At 69.3% G+C, this 15,789-nt stretch carries 15 protein-coding genes; 4 read left to right on the plus strand and 11 right to left on the minus strand.

The genetic code is table 11. The features are described 5' to 3' along the window. The 5 genes from ETD86_RS44610 to lhgO all read right to left on the minus strand — a co-directional run. Positions 1 to 1,697: GTPase family protein (locus ETD86_RS44610; protein ID WP_138672684.1), on the minus strand; the 1,697-nt coding region annotated here is incomplete at its 3' end. A gap of 75 nt (positions 1,698 to 1,772) precedes the next feature. Further along, complete coding sequence (locus ETD86_RS44615; RefSeq protein WP_138672697.1) at positions 1,773 to 2,429, minus strand: response regulator transcription factor; 657 nt, start codon at positions 2,427 to 2,429, stop codon at positions 1,773 to 1,775. 65 nt (positions 2,430 to 2,494) lie between these two features. Continuing rightward, positions 2,495 to 3,907 (minus strand): sensor histidine kinase, encoded by a 1,413-nt coding sequence (locus tag ETD86_RS44620; protein WP_138672685.1) that lies wholly within the window; start codon positions 3,905 to 3,907, stop codon positions 2,495 to 2,497. Beyond that, positions 3,907 to 4,599 (minus strand): response regulator transcription factor, encoded by a 693-nt coding sequence (locus tag ETD86_RS44625; protein ID WP_138672686.1) that lies wholly within the window; start codon positions 4,597 to 4,599, stop codon positions 3,907 to 3,909. The genes ETD86_RS44620 and ETD86_RS44625 overlap by 1 nt, the downstream gene beginning before the upstream one ends. A 17-nt stretch (positions 4,600 to 4,616) precedes the next feature. Then, a complete protein-coding gene (gene lhgO / locus ETD86_RS44630; protein ID WP_138672687.1) occupies positions 4,617 to 5,843 on the minus strand; it encodes an L-2-hydroxyglutarate oxidase in 1,227 nt (408 codons plus the stop codon). Between the two features lie 68 nt (positions 5,844 to 5,911). On the opposite strand from lhgO, the gene ETD86_RS44635 reads away from it, so the two are divergent. Beyond that, positions 5,912 to 6,277: a hypothetical protein gene (locus ETD86_RS44635; RefSeq protein ID WP_138672688.1), complete on the plus strand. Its 366-nt coding sequence runs from the start codon at positions 5,912 to 5,914 to the stop codon at positions 6,275 to 6,277. Positions 6,278 to 6,501: 224 nt separating this feature from the next. On the opposite strand, the gene ETD86_RS44640 is transcribed toward ETD86_RS44635, so the two are convergent. After that, positions 6,502 to 7,506, minus strand: a complete 1,005-nt coding sequence (locus tag ETD86_RS44640; protein WP_138672689.1) for a hypothetical protein — start codon at positions 7,504 to 7,506, stop codon at positions 6,502 to 6,504. A 72-nt stretch (positions 7,507 to 7,578) separates the two neighbouring features. Beyond that, positions 7,579 to 8,889 carry an MATE family efflux transporter gene (locus ETD86_RS44645; protein WP_138672690.1) on the minus strand — a complete coding sequence of 437 codons (1,311 nt, stop codon included), beginning with the start codon at positions 8,887 to 8,889 and terminating at the stop codon, positions 7,579 to 7,581. Between the two features lie 49 nt (positions 8,890 to 8,938). Here ETD86_RS44645 and ETD86_RS44650 point away from each other — a divergent pair, with 49 nt between their 5' ends. Continuing rightward, positions 8,939 to 9,907 carry an aldo/keto reductase gene (locus ETD86_RS44650; protein ID WP_138672691.1) on the plus strand — a complete coding sequence of 323 codons (969 nt, stop codon included), beginning with the start codon at positions 8,939 to 8,941 and terminating at the stop codon, positions 9,905 to 9,907. Between the two features lie 95 nt (positions 9,908 to 10,002). On the opposite strand, the gene thpR is transcribed toward ETD86_RS44650, so the two are convergent. The 4 genes from thpR to ETD86_RS44670 form a co-directional block, all read right to left on the minus strand. Then, on the minus strand, positions 10,003 to 10,560 hold the full coding sequence (gene thpR, locus ETD86_RS44655) for an RNA 2',3'-cyclic phosphodiesterase (RefSeq protein ID WP_138672692.1): 558 nt from the start codon (positions 10,558 to 10,560) through the stop codon (positions 10,003 to 10,005). Positions 10,561 to 10,572: 12 nt separating this feature from the next. After that, a complete protein-coding gene (locus ETD86_RS44660; protein WP_138672693.1) occupies positions 10,573 to 11,799 on the minus strand; it encodes an MFS transporter in 1,227 nt (408 codons plus the stop codon). A 23-nt stretch (positions 11,800 to 11,822) separates the two neighbouring features. Then, entirely contained in the window at positions 11,823 to 12,251 is a 429-nt protein-coding gene (locus tag ETD86_RS44665) for a MarR family transcriptional regulator (protein ID WP_246149248.1), read from the minus strand. A gap of 148 nt (positions 12,252 to 12,399) precedes the next feature. Continuing rightward, positions 12,400 to 13,932: an NCS2 family permease gene (locus ETD86_RS44670; RefSeq protein ID WP_138672695.1), complete on the minus strand. Its 1,533-nt coding sequence runs from the start codon at positions 13,930 to 13,932 to the stop codon at positions 12,400 to 12,402. Between the two features lie 84 nt (positions 13,933 to 14,016). Between ETD86_RS44670 and ETD86_RS44675 the strand changes: the two genes are divergently transcribed. Both ETD86_RS44675 and ETD86_RS44680 read left to right on the plus strand, forming a co-directional pair. Continuing rightward, positions 14,017 to 14,226, plus strand: coding sequence for a DUF2530 domain-containing protein (locus ETD86_RS44675; protein ID WP_211370707.1), 210 nt, complete (start codon positions 14,017 to 14,019; stop codon positions 14,224 to 14,226). A gap of 93 nt (positions 14,227 to 14,319) precedes the next feature. Beyond that, a complete protein-coding gene (locus ETD86_RS44680; RefSeq protein ID WP_246149254.1) occupies positions 14,320 to 15,786 on the plus strand; it encodes an alpha/beta hydrolase in 1,467 nt (488 codons plus the stop codon). The last annotated feature ends 3 nt before the right edge of the window (positions 15,787 to 15,789 follow it).

A 15,789-nucleotide genomic window follows, 5' to 3' on the forward strand; every position in this document is an offset into this window, starting at 1 on the left:
AGGTGTGTATAAGAGACAGGCGCACTCACGGTCCGGAGCGCCGACAGCAGCGCGTCCGCCGTGTCTCGCGGCGGCTCGACGGACTCCAGGAGGGCGGTGAACCGGGCTGCCTCCGTGTCCAAAAGCCCCCGCACCCGCTCACGCAGATCCTCCCGAGCCTGCACCGTCAACGTCCGCACCGCCTGATCCCCGAACACCGCCTCCAGCAGCTTCTGCGACAACACGCTCGTCCCGCCGGCGATCCCCACCTCGATCCCGGTCAACCCACCGGTCGACGCGAACACGGCCAGCATGAGCAGCACCCCGGCCCCGTTCACCCCGAACGACGCCACCCGTGCCGTGGTCCGCTTCTCTGCCCCTTCGGCTCGCACCAGGTCCAGGACGTACTCCTGCCACCCCCGCACCACCGCCTCGGCCCGCTTGCCGAGGTCGGGCGAGGCGCGCCCGAGCCGGGCGGATTCGACGGCGCCGAGCCGTTCGAGCAGGCCGGGCCCGCCGGGCGCGGCCGACCAGCCCTCCAGCGCACGCTCGGCGGACCCGTCGGCGGCGCCGCGGATCAGGGTCTCGACCCCGCTCTCCAGAGCCTCCTTGAGCTGGACCTCCGGCACCCGCCCCGTGAAGAAGCCGACGATGCGGTCGCGGAGCCACCCCACCCGGCTCTCCAGGGAGCGCATGAGGTCGCCGGTGCCGATGAAGTCCTGCCAGCGGGCCAGCACCTCGCCCCGCAGCAGCGACCCGTCCCGCATGCCTTCGTCGAAGTCGGCCATCCCGCCGGCGTACGCGCCCGACACGATGGAACGCAGCCCGTCGAAGGCGGCCTGCTGGCGCGAGACGGCCGTGGCCAGCGCAGGGACGCGGGTGTCCAGGCTGTCGAGCGCTCCGGACAACGTCTGGCGTACGACGCGGGAGCGTGCCGCTGCGTCGGCGGCGAGCCCGGCGAGCCAGGAGGCGATGGGCTGGACCGACTCGACCGGCAGCCGCGCCTTTTCGGACGGGAGCGCCGCTTCCCGGACGGTGAACAGGCGGGTGCCGTCGAGGCCGTTCTCGGTGAGGAGGCGGGCGAGGTCGCGGGCGACCGGCTCGACGGCGTCGGGCGGCACCCGATCGAGGACGACGGCCAGCGCGGTGCTGCGTTCTCTGGCGGAACGCAGGAAGCTCCAGGGCACCTCGTCGGCGTAGCGGGCGGCGGTCGTGACGAAGAGCCACAGATCAGCGGCGGCCAGCAGTTGGGCGGCGAGCTCACGGTTCGAGGTCACGACGGAGTCGATGTCCGGAGCGTCCAGCAGCGCGAGACCGGCGCCCAGAGCAGGCGATGTGACCACGCGCAGCGCGCCGGGCCCGGCGCCGGTGGCGCGCGACAGGCCGGGCAGGACGTTCTGGCCCATGAACCAGGAGCGGTCGTCCGGGCTGACGACGAGCGTGGGCACCAGCGTGGTGGGCCGCAGCACCCCCGGCTCGGCCACGTCGGTCCCGACCAGCGAGTTGACCAGCGTGGACTTGCCCGCTCCCGTGGACCCGCCGACGACGGCGAGCAGCGGCGCGTCCAGGGCGCGGAGCCGGGGCAGGAGGTAGTCGTCCAGCTGCCCGGTCAGCTCCCGCAGTGCACGCCGGTCCGCCGCCGTCTCGCCGATCGTCAGCGGGAACAGGTCACGATCGAGCGGCCGGCGCAGTGACTCCAACGCGCCCAGCAGGTCCATAAGCCCACGTTAGCCTTGTTCTTCGCACGATCGGGGCCAGGCCGCCTTTCCATGGCGTTTCATGAACATCCGGGCCTAGCCGGAGGGTGGCTCCCGCAGCACGTAACCGACGCTGCGCAGGGTGTGGATGAGCCGCGGCTCGACGTCGTCCACTTTGCGCCTGAGGTAGGAGACGTACGACTCGACGACCCCGGCGTCGCCGCCGAAGTCGTAGTTCCACACGTGATCGAGGATCTGCGCCTTCGACAGCACCCGCCCGGCGTTGATCATGAAGTAGTGCAGCAGCTTGAACTCGGTCGGCGACAACCGGATCTGGCGCCCGGCCCGCAACACCTCGCGGGCGTCCTCGTCCAGCTCGAGGTCGGCCACCTTCAGCTTGCTGGCGGGCGCGCCCTCGGCGCGGGTGCGCCGCAGCACCGCCCGGATCCTGGCCTGCACCTCCTCCAGGCTGAACGGCTTGGTCACATAGTCGACCCCCACCCGCAGCCCCGCGATCTTCTCCTCGGTGGCGTCGCGGGCGGTCAGGAACAACACGGGCGCGTCGATCCTCTTGGCCACCTCCAACCCGTCCAGGTCGGGCAGCATCACGTCGAGCACCACGAGATCGGGCGAGGCGCGCTCGGCCACCTCGACGGCCTCCTGCCCGTCGGCGGCGGTCAGCACCTCGAACCCGGAATAGCGCAGGCTGGCGGAGAGCAGGTCCCTGATGCTGGGCTCGTCGTCCACCACCATGATCAGCGCCTCGGGTTTCGTCACCTACTCAGAGTGACGCAGCAGCCTGAGGGTTAGCTGAAGGCTCACTCCAAGGCAAGTGGGAGTTCGACGCGGAAGGTGGAGCCGCTCTCCGGCGAGCTGTCGACGGTGACCGTGCCGCCGTGGGCCTGCACGAGCGCCTGCACGATGGCCAGGCCGAGCCCGCTGCCCCGGTCCTCGGCCGAGCGGCGGCGGGACCTGGCGGAGTCGGCGCGGTAGAAGCGTTCGAAGACCCGATCGACCTGCTCAGGGGTGAGGCCGGGGCCGTTGTCGACGACCTCGAGGAAGACCTTGTCCGTGTTCGCTCCGGCCCTGACGATGATCGGCGAGCCGGCCGCGGTGTGCACGATCGCGTTGGTGACGAGGTTGCTGATGACCTGGCGCAGCCGCACCTCGTCGCCGGAGACGATCAGGGCCGCGCCGCCGACCACGTCCAGCTTGATCACCCGCTCGGGCGCGAGGATCCTGGCATCCTGTACGGCGTCCGCGGCCAGCGCCAGCATGTCCACGGGCCGCATCTCCAGCGGCCGCTGCTGGTCCACCCTGGCCAGCAGCAGCAGGTCGTCCACCAGCAGGCTCATCCGCCCGGCGGCCTTCTCCACACGCTGCATCAGCTCTGCGGGGTCGGCGCCGGGGTTCTGCCTGGCGTACTCGGCGAAGCCCCGGATGGAGGTCAACGGGGTGCGCAGCTCGTGCGAGGCGTCGCCGACGAACTGGCGCATGCGGTCCTCGGAGCGCCGGGCCGCCGCCTCGGAGGCCGATCTGGCGGCGAAGGCGGTCTCGATCTGGGCGAGCATGCCGTTCAGCGACCTGGCCAGGCGGCCGACCTCGGTACGGGGGCCGGCGTCCGGCACCCGCCGGCCGAGCTCGCCGCCCGCGATGGCCTCGGCCGTGCGCTGGATCTGGCCGAGCGGGCGCATGCTGCGCCGGACGATCGTGATGCCCACGACGCCCAGGATGAGCAGGATGCCACCGCCGCCCAGCAGCTCGATGAGCACCAGGCGCCGGGTGATCGCGTCGACTTCCTCCAGGTCCACCGCGACCACGAGCATGCGACCGTCGACCAGGCTCTCCAGCACCCGCCACTCGCCGTCGCCCCGGATGGCGGACGTGGTGTAGGGCTCGTGGTCCGGGGTGGGCGACAGGACCGGCTGGGGCTTCACGTCGACGTCGCGGTCGGTGAGCATGGGCACGAATTCGCCGCCGGGCTCCTTCACCAGGACGATCGCGTCCGACTCGATGAGGATGGGCCGGTCGGAGATCTCCAGGTCCTTCTTCCCGATCGCGATGACCTTCTTGTACATGCGCACGCTGAGGAGCTGGAGCTGGCTGTCCACCCGGTCGATGAGGTAGGTGTGCAGCACCGAGACGCTCACCAGGCCGATGAAGGTCATGCCGAAGCCCAGCAGCGCCAGCATCGACGCGATCAGCTTGATCCTCAGCGGCAGGCCGCTCATCAGGGACTCGGTGGCAGGCGAAGGACGTATCCGACACCGCGCAGGGTGTGGATGAGCCGAGGGCTGCGGTTGTCGATCTTGCGGCGCAGGACCGACACGTACGACTCCACGATGCCCACCTCGCCCCTGAAGTCGTAGTCCCACACGTGGTCGAGGATCTGCGGCTTGGACAGCACCCGGCCCGCGTTCGTCATGAAGTAACGCAGCAGCTTGAACTCGGTCGGCGACAACGCCACCGCGTTGCCCCCGCGCCACACCTCGTGGCTCTCCTCGTCCAGCTCGATGTCGGCGAACGTCAGCCGCGGCGGCGCCGCCTGCTGCTCCCCGGCCGTACGGCGGAGTACCGCGTGGATCCTGGCGACCACCTCCTCCAGGCTGAACGGCTTGGTGACGTAGTCGTCACCGCCGATCGTGAGCCCGCGGATCTTGTCCTCGGTCTCGTCGCGCGCGGTCAGGAACACCACTGGCGTGTGCACGCCGCCGCCGCGCATGCGCTTGACGATCTCGAAACCGTCCAGGTCGGGCAGCATGACGTCGAGCACGACGAGGTCGGGGCGGTGCCGTTGCACGGCGGCGACGGCGTCGAAGCCGCTCTTCGCCGTGGTCACGTCGAACCCCGCGAACCTCAGGCTCGCGGCGAGGAGTTCGAGGATGTTCGGATCGTCCTCGACGATTAGCAGGTGTGATTCCATCACATCCAAGGATGCCTTCATCGGACGAGTGCTGGGACAATTCCGGCAATATGCCGGGCGATGGCCAGGCTGGAAGTGGCGGCCGGAGACGGCGCATTGCGTACCAGAACCACGTTGTCGTGCACGTCGACCACGAAGTCGTCGACCATGCTGCCATCTCTGGCCACGGCCTGAGCTCGCACGCCACTGCCTGCCCGGACGAGGTCGGAGGCGGTGAGCTCCGGCACGTAGCGCTGCGCGCCGCGGAGGAAGGCGCTCTTGACGAGGGAGCCGCGGATCTCCTTGAGCCCGGTACGCCAGTGCCGGCGGGCAAGGCGGATGGTGCCCGGCCACCCAAGAATCTGCCGGAAATTTCGGATATTTCGCCATCCATAGCCCTCGTAGGCCAGAGCGAGCACCGCATTCGGCCCCACCAGCACCTCACCGTCCGTCTGCCGGGTCAGGTGCACCCCCAGGAACGGATACCGCGGATCGGGCACCGGATAGATCAACCCGCGAACGAGATCCTTCGCCGCACCCCTCAGCGCGTAGAACTCCCCCCGGAACGGAACGATCCTGACCTCCCCCGGCTCCCCGGCCATCCTGGCCACCGCGTCCGATCCCAGCCCGCCGCACACCACCAGCCGGTCGAAGGTGAACCTCCGCCGCCCCGCCAGCACCTGCACGCCTGCCGGGCGCTCTCTGATCGCCCGTACCGGATGCGAGAGCCGTACGGATCCACCCAGCTCCACCACGTCCAGCGCCAACCGGCGGGCGACGGCGGCGAAGTCGCAGATGGCGGTGTGCGGCGAGTGGATCGCGCCGACGCCGACCGCGTGCGGCTCGATCTCACGCAACGCCAGCGCGTCCAGCTCGGCGATGCCCGGCACGCCATTGGCGCGGGCCCGCTCGGCGAGCGCGCTCAGCTGCGACCGCTCGGCGCCGCTGCTGGCGATCACCAGCTTGCCGACCTCGTCGTACGGGAGCTCGTTCGCCGCACAGTAGTCCTTGAGCAGCGCCACCCCCTCCCGGCACAGCCTGGCCTTGAGCGAGCCCGGCGGGTAGTAGATGCCCGCGTGCACGACGCCGCTGTTGTGCCCGGTCTGATGGGCGGCGACGCGGCCTTCCTTTTCAAGCACCGTCACCTCGGCGCCCCTGGTGGTGGCCAGCTCCCGCGCCACCGCCAGCCCGACGATGCCCGCGCCCACGATCCCGATCTTCTCCGTCACACGACGATTTTCCGGCTTACCGGCCGTCCCCGCCATACCCGGACGAATCGAACGTCAGTACGATGCTCGTATGTGCCGCCTGAGTGAGCTGCCGAGGTGGTTCGATGTATCTGCCGCCTGACTGGCCCGCCGAAGTGCGTCCGCCCAGCGTGCCCGACTGGGAGACGTCCGCCGTGACCTGGCTGCTTGACGCGGTGCCGCCGGACTACCGCGCGTACGAGGTGCTCCGGCGGCATCCGGTCGCCCTGGCCAGCATGGCCAGGCACCACGTCGCCTCCGCCGTCGAAGCCGCCCGCGCCGGCTACCGGGCGGCCGCCGTCGACCTGAAGGGCCACCTCCCACCGCACGCCATCGAAGCCGTGCTGGACACCTACAGGGCAGAGGGACCGCGCTTGGTGCGCCTGTCCCGCAGCATCGCCGCCGTCGAGGCCGCCCTCCGCGGCGACATGTTCACGACGCTCCGCCGCTGAAAACCCATCCTTTACGGTCACCCAGCCCGGCTCCACCCGCCGACGCCAGTGACCGGCCCTCCAGGGAGACGCTTACCCGCCTCACCGGCGCGCCGCCGTAACGGCGCATCCTTGACCGGGCACCAAGGCAAACCGGGCGCGAAGGCAAATCGGTGACCCGGCGCCAAACGGAAGCAGTCACCCGGCGCCAAGCCAAGCAGTCACCCGGCGCCAAGGCGAAGCCGTCACCGAGTCCGGCGGGCGATGAAGGTGATCACACCTGTGGCCATTGCCGCGGCCGCCAGCCAGATGAGCACGTCCTTGGCCATCAACCCGCCCCCGCCACCATCGGCCGCAGCCTGCGGTGACGGCTCCGGAGTGCTCTCGGCGCCGGCCGGGCTGGGCGTCACGGTGGGCTGCGCGCGGGCCGGGAGTGGGACCCGGTAGACCGGGCTCTTGGGGCCCTCCGTGCCCGTGAGCAGGGCCTTGCCGTCCAACGTGTAGGTGATGGACTCCGCCTGCTTCAGGTCCGGCATCGTCACCCTGCTGATCGAATCGCCGGAGGGCTTGTAGAGGGTGGCGGAGAAATAGGTGCGGATGACGTAGGAGGAGCCGTCGGGGGCGTAGGCCGCGTCGGTGGCCATGATGGGGGCGCCTGCCACCTTGCGAAGGGTGTTCGGGCGGTCGGTGCGGAGCTTCTTGGGTGCGGCGTAGACGGATCCCGCGAACTCCTTGGACACCACGTAGAGGCGGCCGGTCTTCGGGTTGATCATCATGCCTTCGGCGTTGCGGGCACCGTCCGCGTAACGGAAGCGATAGCGGGTCGCGGGCAGGGTGGCGTTGCCGAGCGTGCGCGGCTCCATCACTTTATAGATGGAAATGTCAGGCCAGGCGCCGTCCAGGTTGTCGCCGATGTCGGCGAACCAGAGCACCCCGCGCCCGGTCGCCGGGTCCTTCGTCGCCGCCATCGCCTCCCAGTCCCTGGCCTGAGCTCCCCGGACTTGGTAGGTGGCCCGCGTGCGTCCGTTCCCGTCGACCGCGTAGAAGGTCGGGGCGGCGGCGCTGTCGTTGTGCGTGTAGTAGACGCCCTCGTGCGTCGGCGACACCGCCAGCCCGCTGGACTCGGTGATCCCCGGATCCTTGAAGGTGAAGAGCTTCTCCGTCCCGTCGTCCGCCGCATGGGCGGGCACGGCGGCAAGACAGCAGGTCGCCGCGGCGACGGCCAGCACCCTGATCACGACATCCCCCACGCCAGCCATCATGCCTCACATGCCGCCGTCGAACGCGGACGCGCCCGCCGGCGCACAAGAGTCGGATCCGTACTACACCTTCCGCGTCTGGCGAGAGGCGACGTCACTGCCGGGCCCCTCCTGATCGGCCGCGCCGACCTTGGCGCTGTGACGGTGGAAACCCAGGCCCTGGAGCACCACCAGCAGCCCGTTGGCCATCGCCATCGCCACCCACAACCCGGCGATCCCCCAGGTCCTGGCCACGGGGACGGCGGCCAGGACCAGCAGGCCGTACCCGATGGCGAAGTACCGCAGGCTCGCGCTCGACCGCTTGAGCGCGGTGAGCCCCGTGCCCTTGACCGCCTGCGCGGCGTCGAACAACGACGACAGCAACATCAGCGGCAACAACGCCAGCACCCGCTCCCGGACCGCCTGATCGTCGCTGAACCCCGTCATGATCTGCGCGCCGAACACCAGCAACAGCAGCGCCCCCGCACCCGCCCCCATCATCGCGAGCAGCGTGGCCGTGCGAGCGGCACGCCTGGCCTCGGCGGCGTCGCGGGCGCGAGCCACGTCGGGCACCGCCGCCTGGGCGACGGCGACCGCGGCCACCAGCATGATGCCGGTGAGCGTGGTCAGCACCGCGTGGGCGGCGGTGTCACGGGTGCTGGTGGTGCTCGCCGCGAAGGTGACGACACCGAGCACCCCGAATTTGATCAGTACGGTCGCCGCCAGCGGAATGCTGACCCGAGCCAGCCGGACGATCTCCCCCATCCTGGGCCGCGCCTGCCCGATGGCCCGCCCGAACGCGCGACGCAGATTGAAGATCGACACGATCGCCGCCGCCGTCCCCGAGGTCAGCCAGGCCAGGCCGACTCCGGTCAGCCCGAGCGACGGCACCAGCACGGCGGCCAGCACGCTCAGCAGCACCGCGGCGGTCAGGCTGGGCCACAACACGTGGGAGTTGCGTCCGAGCGCGATCAGGATGGTGCTCGTGCCGCCGGTGGAGGCGAAGACCATCACTGAGGCGGCCAGGAAGTAGGGCAGCAGGCCCAGCTCGCGCACCGCCTCGGCGGGCACCCCGGCAGCCTCGGCCAGCAGCGGCACGCAGAGCACCGCCAAGGCGCCGACCGCGCCGGTGGCGAGGCTGAGCCAGCGGGCGTCCCGCACGATCGGCACCGCCGCCGCGGGCTCCTCCCGATGCGGGGCGACGAACGGCCCGAGCCCGCGTAACGCGCCCTGGACGGCGGCGGTCGCGGGATTGAGCACGGCGGTCATGACCGCGAACGCGGCCAGCGTGACGGTGTCGTGTTTGCCCAGCACGGAGGTGACCACCAGCGAACCCACCATGCCCGTGACCATCGCGACGAACAGCGGCACCGCAGCACGAAGCAGAGCAAACACCGAACCACCCTATGGCCTGGAGCGCACTCCAGGTCTTTAGGGTTGAACCATGGAATACGTCAACCTCGGACGCAGTGGCCTACAGGTCAGCCCGCTCTGCCTCGGCACCATGAACTTCGGCCCGCAGACCTCGGAGGAAGACTCCTTCGCGATCATGGACAGGGCCCTGGAGCTGGGCATCAACTTCTTCGACACCGCCAACGTCTATGGCTGGAAGATGGGCGAGGGCATCACCGAGCAGATCATCGGCCGGTGGTTCGCTCAGGGAGGTGGGCGCCGGGAGAAGACTGTCATCGCGACCAAGCTGAACGGCGCGATGAGCGAGTGGCCCAACGACAAGAAGTTGTCCGCGCTCAACATCCGCAAGGCCTGCGACGCCTCGCTGAAGCGGCTGCAGACCGACTACATCGACATCTACCAGGCCCACCACGTCGACCGGGACACCCCGTTCGAGGAGTTCTGGGAGGCCATGGAGATCCTGCGCCAGCAGGGCAAGATCGTCTACGTCGGCTCCTCCAACTTCGCCGGCTGGCACCTCGCCAAGGCCCAGGAGACGGCGGCCAAGCGCAACTTCAACGGGTTCATCAGCGAGCAGTCCCACTACAACCTGCTCACCCGCACGGTCGAGTTGGAGGTGCTGCCCGCGTGCGAGGACTACGGCCTCGGCGTGATCCCGTGGAGCCCGCTGGCCGGCGGCCTGCTCGGCGGCGTGCTGCGCAAGATCGACAAGGGCCGTTCCGCCGCCGACCACATGGTCGTGCAGCTCGAGAAGCACCGCGACAAGATCGAGCAGTACGAGAAGCTCTGCGACGAGCTGGGCGAGGAGCCCGCGTACGTGGCCCTGGCCTGGCTGCTCAAGCAGCGGGCGGTCACCGCGCCGATCATCGGCCCGCGCACTCTGGAGCAGCTCGAGGGCAGCCTGCGGACGCTGGAGATCGAGCTGGACGAGGCCGCCCTGACCCGCCTGGACGAGATCTTCCCCGGCCACAAGACGGCCCCGGAGGACTACGCCTGGTAGGTCAGGTCAGCAGCGCGCCGATGACCACGATCAGCAGGAGCAGGCCGAGCACGACGGGCAGCAGCCAGGGGCGAGGACGATCCACGACCTGGAGCCTAGCCCGGCTCGGCAGGTGCGAGCGCCCATTCGGCGAGTGACTCGTACCTCACATGAGGTCCCGGATAGCTGCGGACGAGACGGACATGCTCCGCCCGCCACGGCGAGCCACTGAACCCGGCCAGCGACTCGACCAGCGGGCGGAGGTCCGTCTCTGCCTTGGCACGGGCAAGCGTGAGGTGCGCGTGGAAACGTTTCTCGTCGGTCTGCGTGGCTCCGGCGCGGCGGGCGCCGGCCTTGACCGAGTCGGCCAGCCTGGTCATGGAGTCGCCGGCGACGCCGATCCAGAAGACCCTGGCCCGGCGGGCGGAGGAGAAGGCGCCGAAGCCCTCGAAGACGAGGTCCAGCGCGGAGTGGCGGCGCACGGCGCGGGCCAGCCGCACCTCCAGCTCGGGCAGCACCGCCTCCGGCACCTCGCCGAAGAACCCCAGCGTGATGTGCCAGGTGGCCCGGTCCGGCCAGCGCAGCCCCGGCACCTGCCCGACGTGCGGCGCGATCGCGCGCGAGATCTCGTCCAGCACCTCGTCGGGCGGCACCAGGGCCGCGAAAAGCCTCATGCCAACCGATTATCACGCCATGGCGAGAACGGGCTTCCTTCCGACCCGGCGGCCGATGAGCCGTGTCATGAGCACCGCCAGCCCGGTGCCGACCAGCACCAGCACGCCGGACAGGATCACTCCCGCACGCGGCCCGCCCAGCTCGGACAGCCAGCCGATCAGCGGTGCGCCGAGCGGCGCGCCACCGGTGAACACCAGCATGTAGATGCCCATGACCCGGCCCCGCATCTCCGGGGAGGTGGCGAGCTGGACGCTGGCGTTCGCGGCCGTGTTGATGGTGATCAGCGCGATCCCGGTGGGGATCAGCAGCAGCAGGTAGGCCGGATAGAAGGGCGCCAGCCCTGTGGCGATCTGGAACAACCCGAACCCGATCGCCCCGGCGAAGAGCACCTTCCTCGACAACCTTGCCCGGCGCGCCGCGAGGAGCGCCCCGCCGAGCGCGCCCACCGCGAACATGCTGGAGGCCAGCCCGAAGGAGGACGCGCCCGCCTTGAACACCTCGCGGGCCATGAGCGCGATCGACATCGAGAACGACTGCGAGAACATCGACACGAACCCGATCAGCAGCACCGGCATGAGCAGCTCCTCGCGCCGGATGACGTACTTCAGGCCCTCTCTGAGCTGCCCCTTCGCCCTCGGCACCGGATCCGTCGGGTTGAGCTGGGACTTCCGCATGAAGATCAGGCTCGAGATGACGCCGCCGAACGTGAGCGCGTTGATCAGGAAGAGCGGCCCCGTGCCGCCGAACACGTAGATCAGCACGCCGGCCAGCGCCGGGCCGACCACGCGGGCGAGGTTGAAGATGGAGCTGTTGAGCGCGATCGCGTTCGGCAGGTCGCGGCGGCCGACCATCTCGACCACGAACGCCTGCCGGGTCGGCACCTCGACGCACGAGATCATGCCGAGCACGAACGCCATCACGTAGACGTGCCACACCTGGGCGGCGCCGGTCATCGTCAGCACGCCTATGGTGAGCGCCAGCGCGGCCATCAGCGACTGGGCGGCGATGAGGATGGGGCGCTTGGGGTAACGGTCGGCGAGCACTCCGCCGAACATGCCGAACAACAACATCGGCAGGAACTGCAGCGCGGTCGCCGTGCCGAGCGCCGCCGCGCTGCCGTGGGTCAGATCGAGCACCAGCCAGTCCTGGGCGGTGCGCTGCAGCCAGGTGCCGACGTTGGAGACGGTGCCACCGGCCGCGAACATGCGGTAATTAGGAATTCTGAGCGACCGGAACATCCCGGTCTTGCGTTGTTCAGGCTCTATATCTTGCTGAGCTTCTCCAGAATCGGCGCGGCCTGCCTGATGATCGACCTCTCCTCCGGCGAGAGCTCCTTCAACCGCTGGGTCAGCCACGCTTCCTTGCGGCGTCGCTCCTCCTTCAGCAACTTCTCGGCGGCCTCGGTCACGGTCACGGTCACCTGGCGCCGGTCGGTCGGATGCGGGGTACGAGCGACCAGGCCGCGTTCCTCGAGCGCCGCGATCACGCGCGTCATCGAGGGCGGCTGCACCTTCTCGAGCTCGGCCAATTCGCCGGGGGTTATCCCGGAATGCCGTTCTACGTCCGCGAGCGTCGCGAACTGCGTGGGCGTCAGCGAGTGCGCCGCCGCCTGCCGTCGTAGGCGCCTGGTCAGCCTTGCCAGCGAAACGCGCAAGGCCGAAGCCAGGCCTGCGTCGCTGCGCAGGTCCATCTTGTGCTGGGGGTTGGTTAGCATGAGTCATTACCTTTGCTAACTATACGGCATAGCAAGATATTTCCCAATCCTTGAGGGCTTGTCTCACCCTTGATACCCCGAAGCCGCCCCACGCGCGCGGAGCGGCTTCGGGCAGATTGCGTGCTCAGAGTCCGAGCAGCACCCGGATCGGGCCGATCGCGAAGTAGAGCGCGAACAGGACGGCGACGCCCCACAGCAGCGGGTGGATCTCCCGCGACCTGCCGCGGACGACCTTGATCAGCACGTAGGCGATGAAGCCGGCGCCGATGCCGTTCGAGATCGAGTAGGTGAACGGCATGATCACGATGGTGAGGAACGCCGGGATCGAGATCTCGTAGTCGCTCCAGTCGATGTCGCGGACCGCGGTCATCATGAGGAAGCCGACCAGGACCAGCGCGGGAGCGGCGGCCTCGTACGGGACGACCTGGACGAGCGGCGCGAAGAAGATCGCCACCAGGAACAGCAGACCGGTCACCACGCTGGCGAGGCCAGTGCGAGCGCCCTCGCCGACGCCGGCGGCCGACTCGATGTAGGTGGTGTTCGAGGAGACCGAGCCGGCACCGCCGGCCGCCGCGCCCAGCGAGTCCACGAGCAGGATCTCCCGGGTACGCGGCAGCGTCCCGTCCTCCTGGACCAGGTTCGCCTGGCGGCCGACGCCCACGATCGTGCCCATGGTGTCGAAGAAGTCCGTGATGAGCAGCGTGAACACCAGCAACGCGGCCAGCAGCACGTCGATGCGGATGAATCCGCCGAACGGGTCGAACTCGGTGAACAACACGAGTGGGTTGTGGAATCCGAAGATCTCGCTGGGGATGACCGGGCGGTTCAGCTGCCAGCCGCCGGGGTTCTCCGCCGAGAAGTTGCCGGCCTTGGCGAGCAGCTCGACGATGATCGCCAGGATGGTGGTGCCGATGATGCCGATGAGGATGGCGCCCTTGACCTTGCGCGCCACCATCGCGGCCGTGGCCAGCAGCCCGACGATGAACACGAAGATCGGCCACGAGGTCAGGCTGCCCGCGATGCCCATCTCCAGCGGCGGCCCGGCGGGCACGCGGCGCACGAAGCCCGCGTCCACGAAGCCGATCAGCGCGATGAACAGGCCGATGCCGACGCTGATGGCCGTCTTGAGCTGGGCCGGGATGGCGTGGAAGACCGCCGTCCTGAGCCCGGTCAGCACCAGGACGGCGATGATGACGCCTTCGAGGAAGACCAGGCCCATGGCCTCCTCCCAGGTCATCACCGACGCGATGCTGAAGGTGACGAAGGCGTTCAGGCCCAGCCCGGCCGCCATGGCGAAGGGCACCTTGCCGATGACGCCCATGAGGATCGTCATGATGCCCGCCACGAAGGCCGTGCCGGCGGCGACGAGCGCCACGTTGGGCGCCGTGCCGTCACCGATGTACTGGCCGGTCACGTCCTTGCCGGTGCCGATGATGAGGGGGTTCAGCACCACGATGTACGCCATGGTGAAGAACGTGGCCAAGCCTCCGCGGATCTCACGGGAGAATGTCGATCCTCGTGCGGAGATTGCGAAGAATCGATCTATTGCGTTACGTGTGTCGCTCACGACGCGAAGAGTGACAGCATGCGTGAACTGCGAAAAGTGGCAGTGATGAGATCGAGACCCGATTGGAAGCCCGATGAGAAATCTGCTCATCGGACTGCCGCTACGGTCTGGACCAGGCACAGACGGTGGGGCGGCAGTCCGATGAAGCAGGTTTCTTGTCGCTAGGCTGGATCCGTGAAGCAGCAGTGGCACCCCGACCCCGAGCCGATCAAGACCAACGACATGGCCACCATCGCCGTGGGCATCGCTCTTTGGGCCGTCGCCCTGGTCGTTCTGCTGATCTTCCGCCCGGCTCCGGAGAACGAGTGGTGGATCTGGACGTGCGTGACCGGGATCGGCTTCGGCTTCCTCGGCATGTGGCTGGTACGCCGCCCCAGGTCCTGACATTCGTCATCTCCGGCACTTCACCGAAGTCACCCTCAAGCGGTGTTACCACCCACTACACCGGCATGTCCCTGTGCGACCATGCTTGTCAGCATGAAGAAGCCCATCGTGACACTCCTCCTGGGCGCCACGGTCCTCGCCGGCTGCGGCACTGGAAATAAGCCGGCGGACGGGGCCGGCGCCAAGAACGCGGGCACCGTCGCGTGGACCCGATGCACCAACCTGACCGGCGCCGACGGCAAACCGACCGCCCCTCCCCCCGGGGTCGAGTGCGGCAAGATCCAGGTGCCGCTCGACCACGCCAAGCCCGAGGGCGAGAAGATCGACCTCGCCCTGATCCGGGTCAAGGCCACCGGCGACGACCGCCTCGGCTCGCTCGTCTTCAACTTCGGCGGCCCCGGCGGGTCAGGCGTGGACACGCTGGCCCTGGCCGCCAGGGCGTTCAGCACCCCTGGCACCCGGTACGACCTGGTCAGCTTCGACCCGCGCGGCGTCGAGCGCAGCTCCGGCGTCAAATGCGGCGGCCAGGTCGAGAAACTGCTGGAGGCCGAGAGCGACGCCGACGGCGACCGGCTGGCCAAGGAGTTCGCCGCGGCCTGCCAGAAGGACTCCGGCAAGATCCTGCCGTACGTCGGCACCGTGCAGGCCGCCAAGGACCTCGACCTGCTCAGGGCCGCGCTGGGGGACTCCCGGCTCAACTACTTCGGCCTCTCCTACGGCACGCACCTCGGCGCCGTGTACGCCACCCACTTCCCCAAGAACGTCGGCCGCTTCGTCCTCGACAGCGCCTTCGACCCCACGGTCACCTTCGAGGAGCGGGCGGTCACCCAGGCGACCGGCTTCGACCACGCCTTCGAGGCGTTCGCCAAGGACTGCGTGGCGCAGAGTTGCGAGCTGGGCGCCGACCCCGCCGCCGTCGAGCAGACGGTCGAGCAGCTGCTCACCAAGCTGAAGGACCAGCCGCTCAAGGTCGGTGACCGGGAGCTCACGTACGGGCTGGCCCAGCTGGCCGTCATCACGCCGCTCTACGCCAAGTCCACCTGGCCGATGCTGGAGCAGGCCGCCGCGGCCGCCATCAAGGGGAACGGCACCGCGATGCTCACCCTGGCCGACTCCTACACCGGCCGCAAGCCGGACGGGACGTACACGACGGCGATGACGAGCCTGCAGGCCATCAACTGCGCCGACAACGCCGAACGCCCCACCGCCGCCCAGACCGCCCAGATCAACGAGCGGATCAAGAGCATCTTCCCGATCCTGGCTGCCGAGGCGTCGAGCGGCGCGTGCGCCCACTGGCCGGTGCCGGGTGACGACACGGCCAAGCGCATCGACGCGACCGGCTCGGCGCCCATCGTGGTGATCGGTGGCAAGGGTGACCCCGCCACGCCGTACCAGTGGGCCGAGACGCTCACGCGGCAGCTCAAGACCGGTGTCCTGGTCACCTACGAGGGCGAGGGCCACGGGGCCTACCTGACCGGCAGCGGGTGCGTGACGAAGGCGGTGGACATGTACCTGCTGAACGGCGAACTCCCCACCCAGAACACCACCTGCCCCGCCTGACCC

The sequence above is a fragment of the Nonomuraea turkmeniaca genome, assembly GCF_005889735.1.
Classification (GTDB): domain Bacteria; phylum Actinomycetota; class Actinomycetes; order Streptosporangiales; family Streptosporangiaceae; genus Nonomuraea; species Nonomuraea turkmeniaca.

What these genes read in the sequence shown, in the direction of transcription:
- ETD86_RS44650 (WP_138672691.1), top strand. Translation starts at nt 8,939, where the DNA reads ATGGAATACGTCAACCTCGGACGCAGTGGCCTACAGGTCAGCCCGCTC.
- thpR (WP_138672692.1), bottom strand. Translation starts at nt 10,560, where the DNA reads ATGAGGCTTTTCGCGGCCCTGGTGCCGCCCGACGAGGTGCTGGACGAG.
- ETD86_RS44625 (WP_138672686.1), bottom strand. Translation starts at nt 4,599, where the DNA reads ATGGAATCACACCTGCTAATCGTCGAGGACGATCCGAACATCCTCGAA.
- ETD86_RS44620 (WP_138672685.1), bottom strand. Translation starts at nt 3,907, where the DNA reads ATGAGCGGCCTGCCGCTGAGGATCAAGCTGATCGCGTCGATGCTGGCG.
- ETD86_RS44680 (WP_246149254.1), top strand. Translation starts at nt 14,320, where the DNA reads ATGAAGAAGCCCATCGTGACACTCCTCCTGGGCGCCACGGTCCTCGCC.
- lhgO (WP_138672687.1), bottom strand. Translation starts at nt 5,843, where the DNA reads ATGGCGGGGACGGCCGGTAAGCCGGAAAATCGTCGTGTGACGGAGAAG.
- ETD86_RS44665 (WP_246149248.1), bottom strand. Translation starts at nt 12,251, where the DNA reads ATGGACCTGCGCAGCGACGCAGGCCTGGCTTCGGCCTTGCGCGTTTCG.
- ETD86_RS44635 (WP_138672688.1), top strand. Translation starts at nt 5,912, where the DNA reads ATGTATCTGCCGCCTGACTGGCCCGCCGAAGTGCGTCCGCCCAGCGTG.
- ETD86_RS44660 (WP_138672693.1), bottom strand. Translation starts at nt 11,799, where the DNA reads ATGTTCCGGTCGCTCAGAATTCCTAATTACCGCATGTTCGCGGCCGGT.
- ETD86_RS44615 (WP_138672697.1), bottom strand. Translation starts at nt 2,429, where the DNA reads ATGGTGGTGGACGACGAGCCCAGCATCAGGGACCTGCTCTCCGCCAGC.
- ETD86_RS44670 (WP_138672695.1), bottom strand. Translation starts at nt 13,932, where the DNA reads ATGAGCAGATTTCTCATCGGGCTTCCAATCGGGTCTCGATCTCATCAC.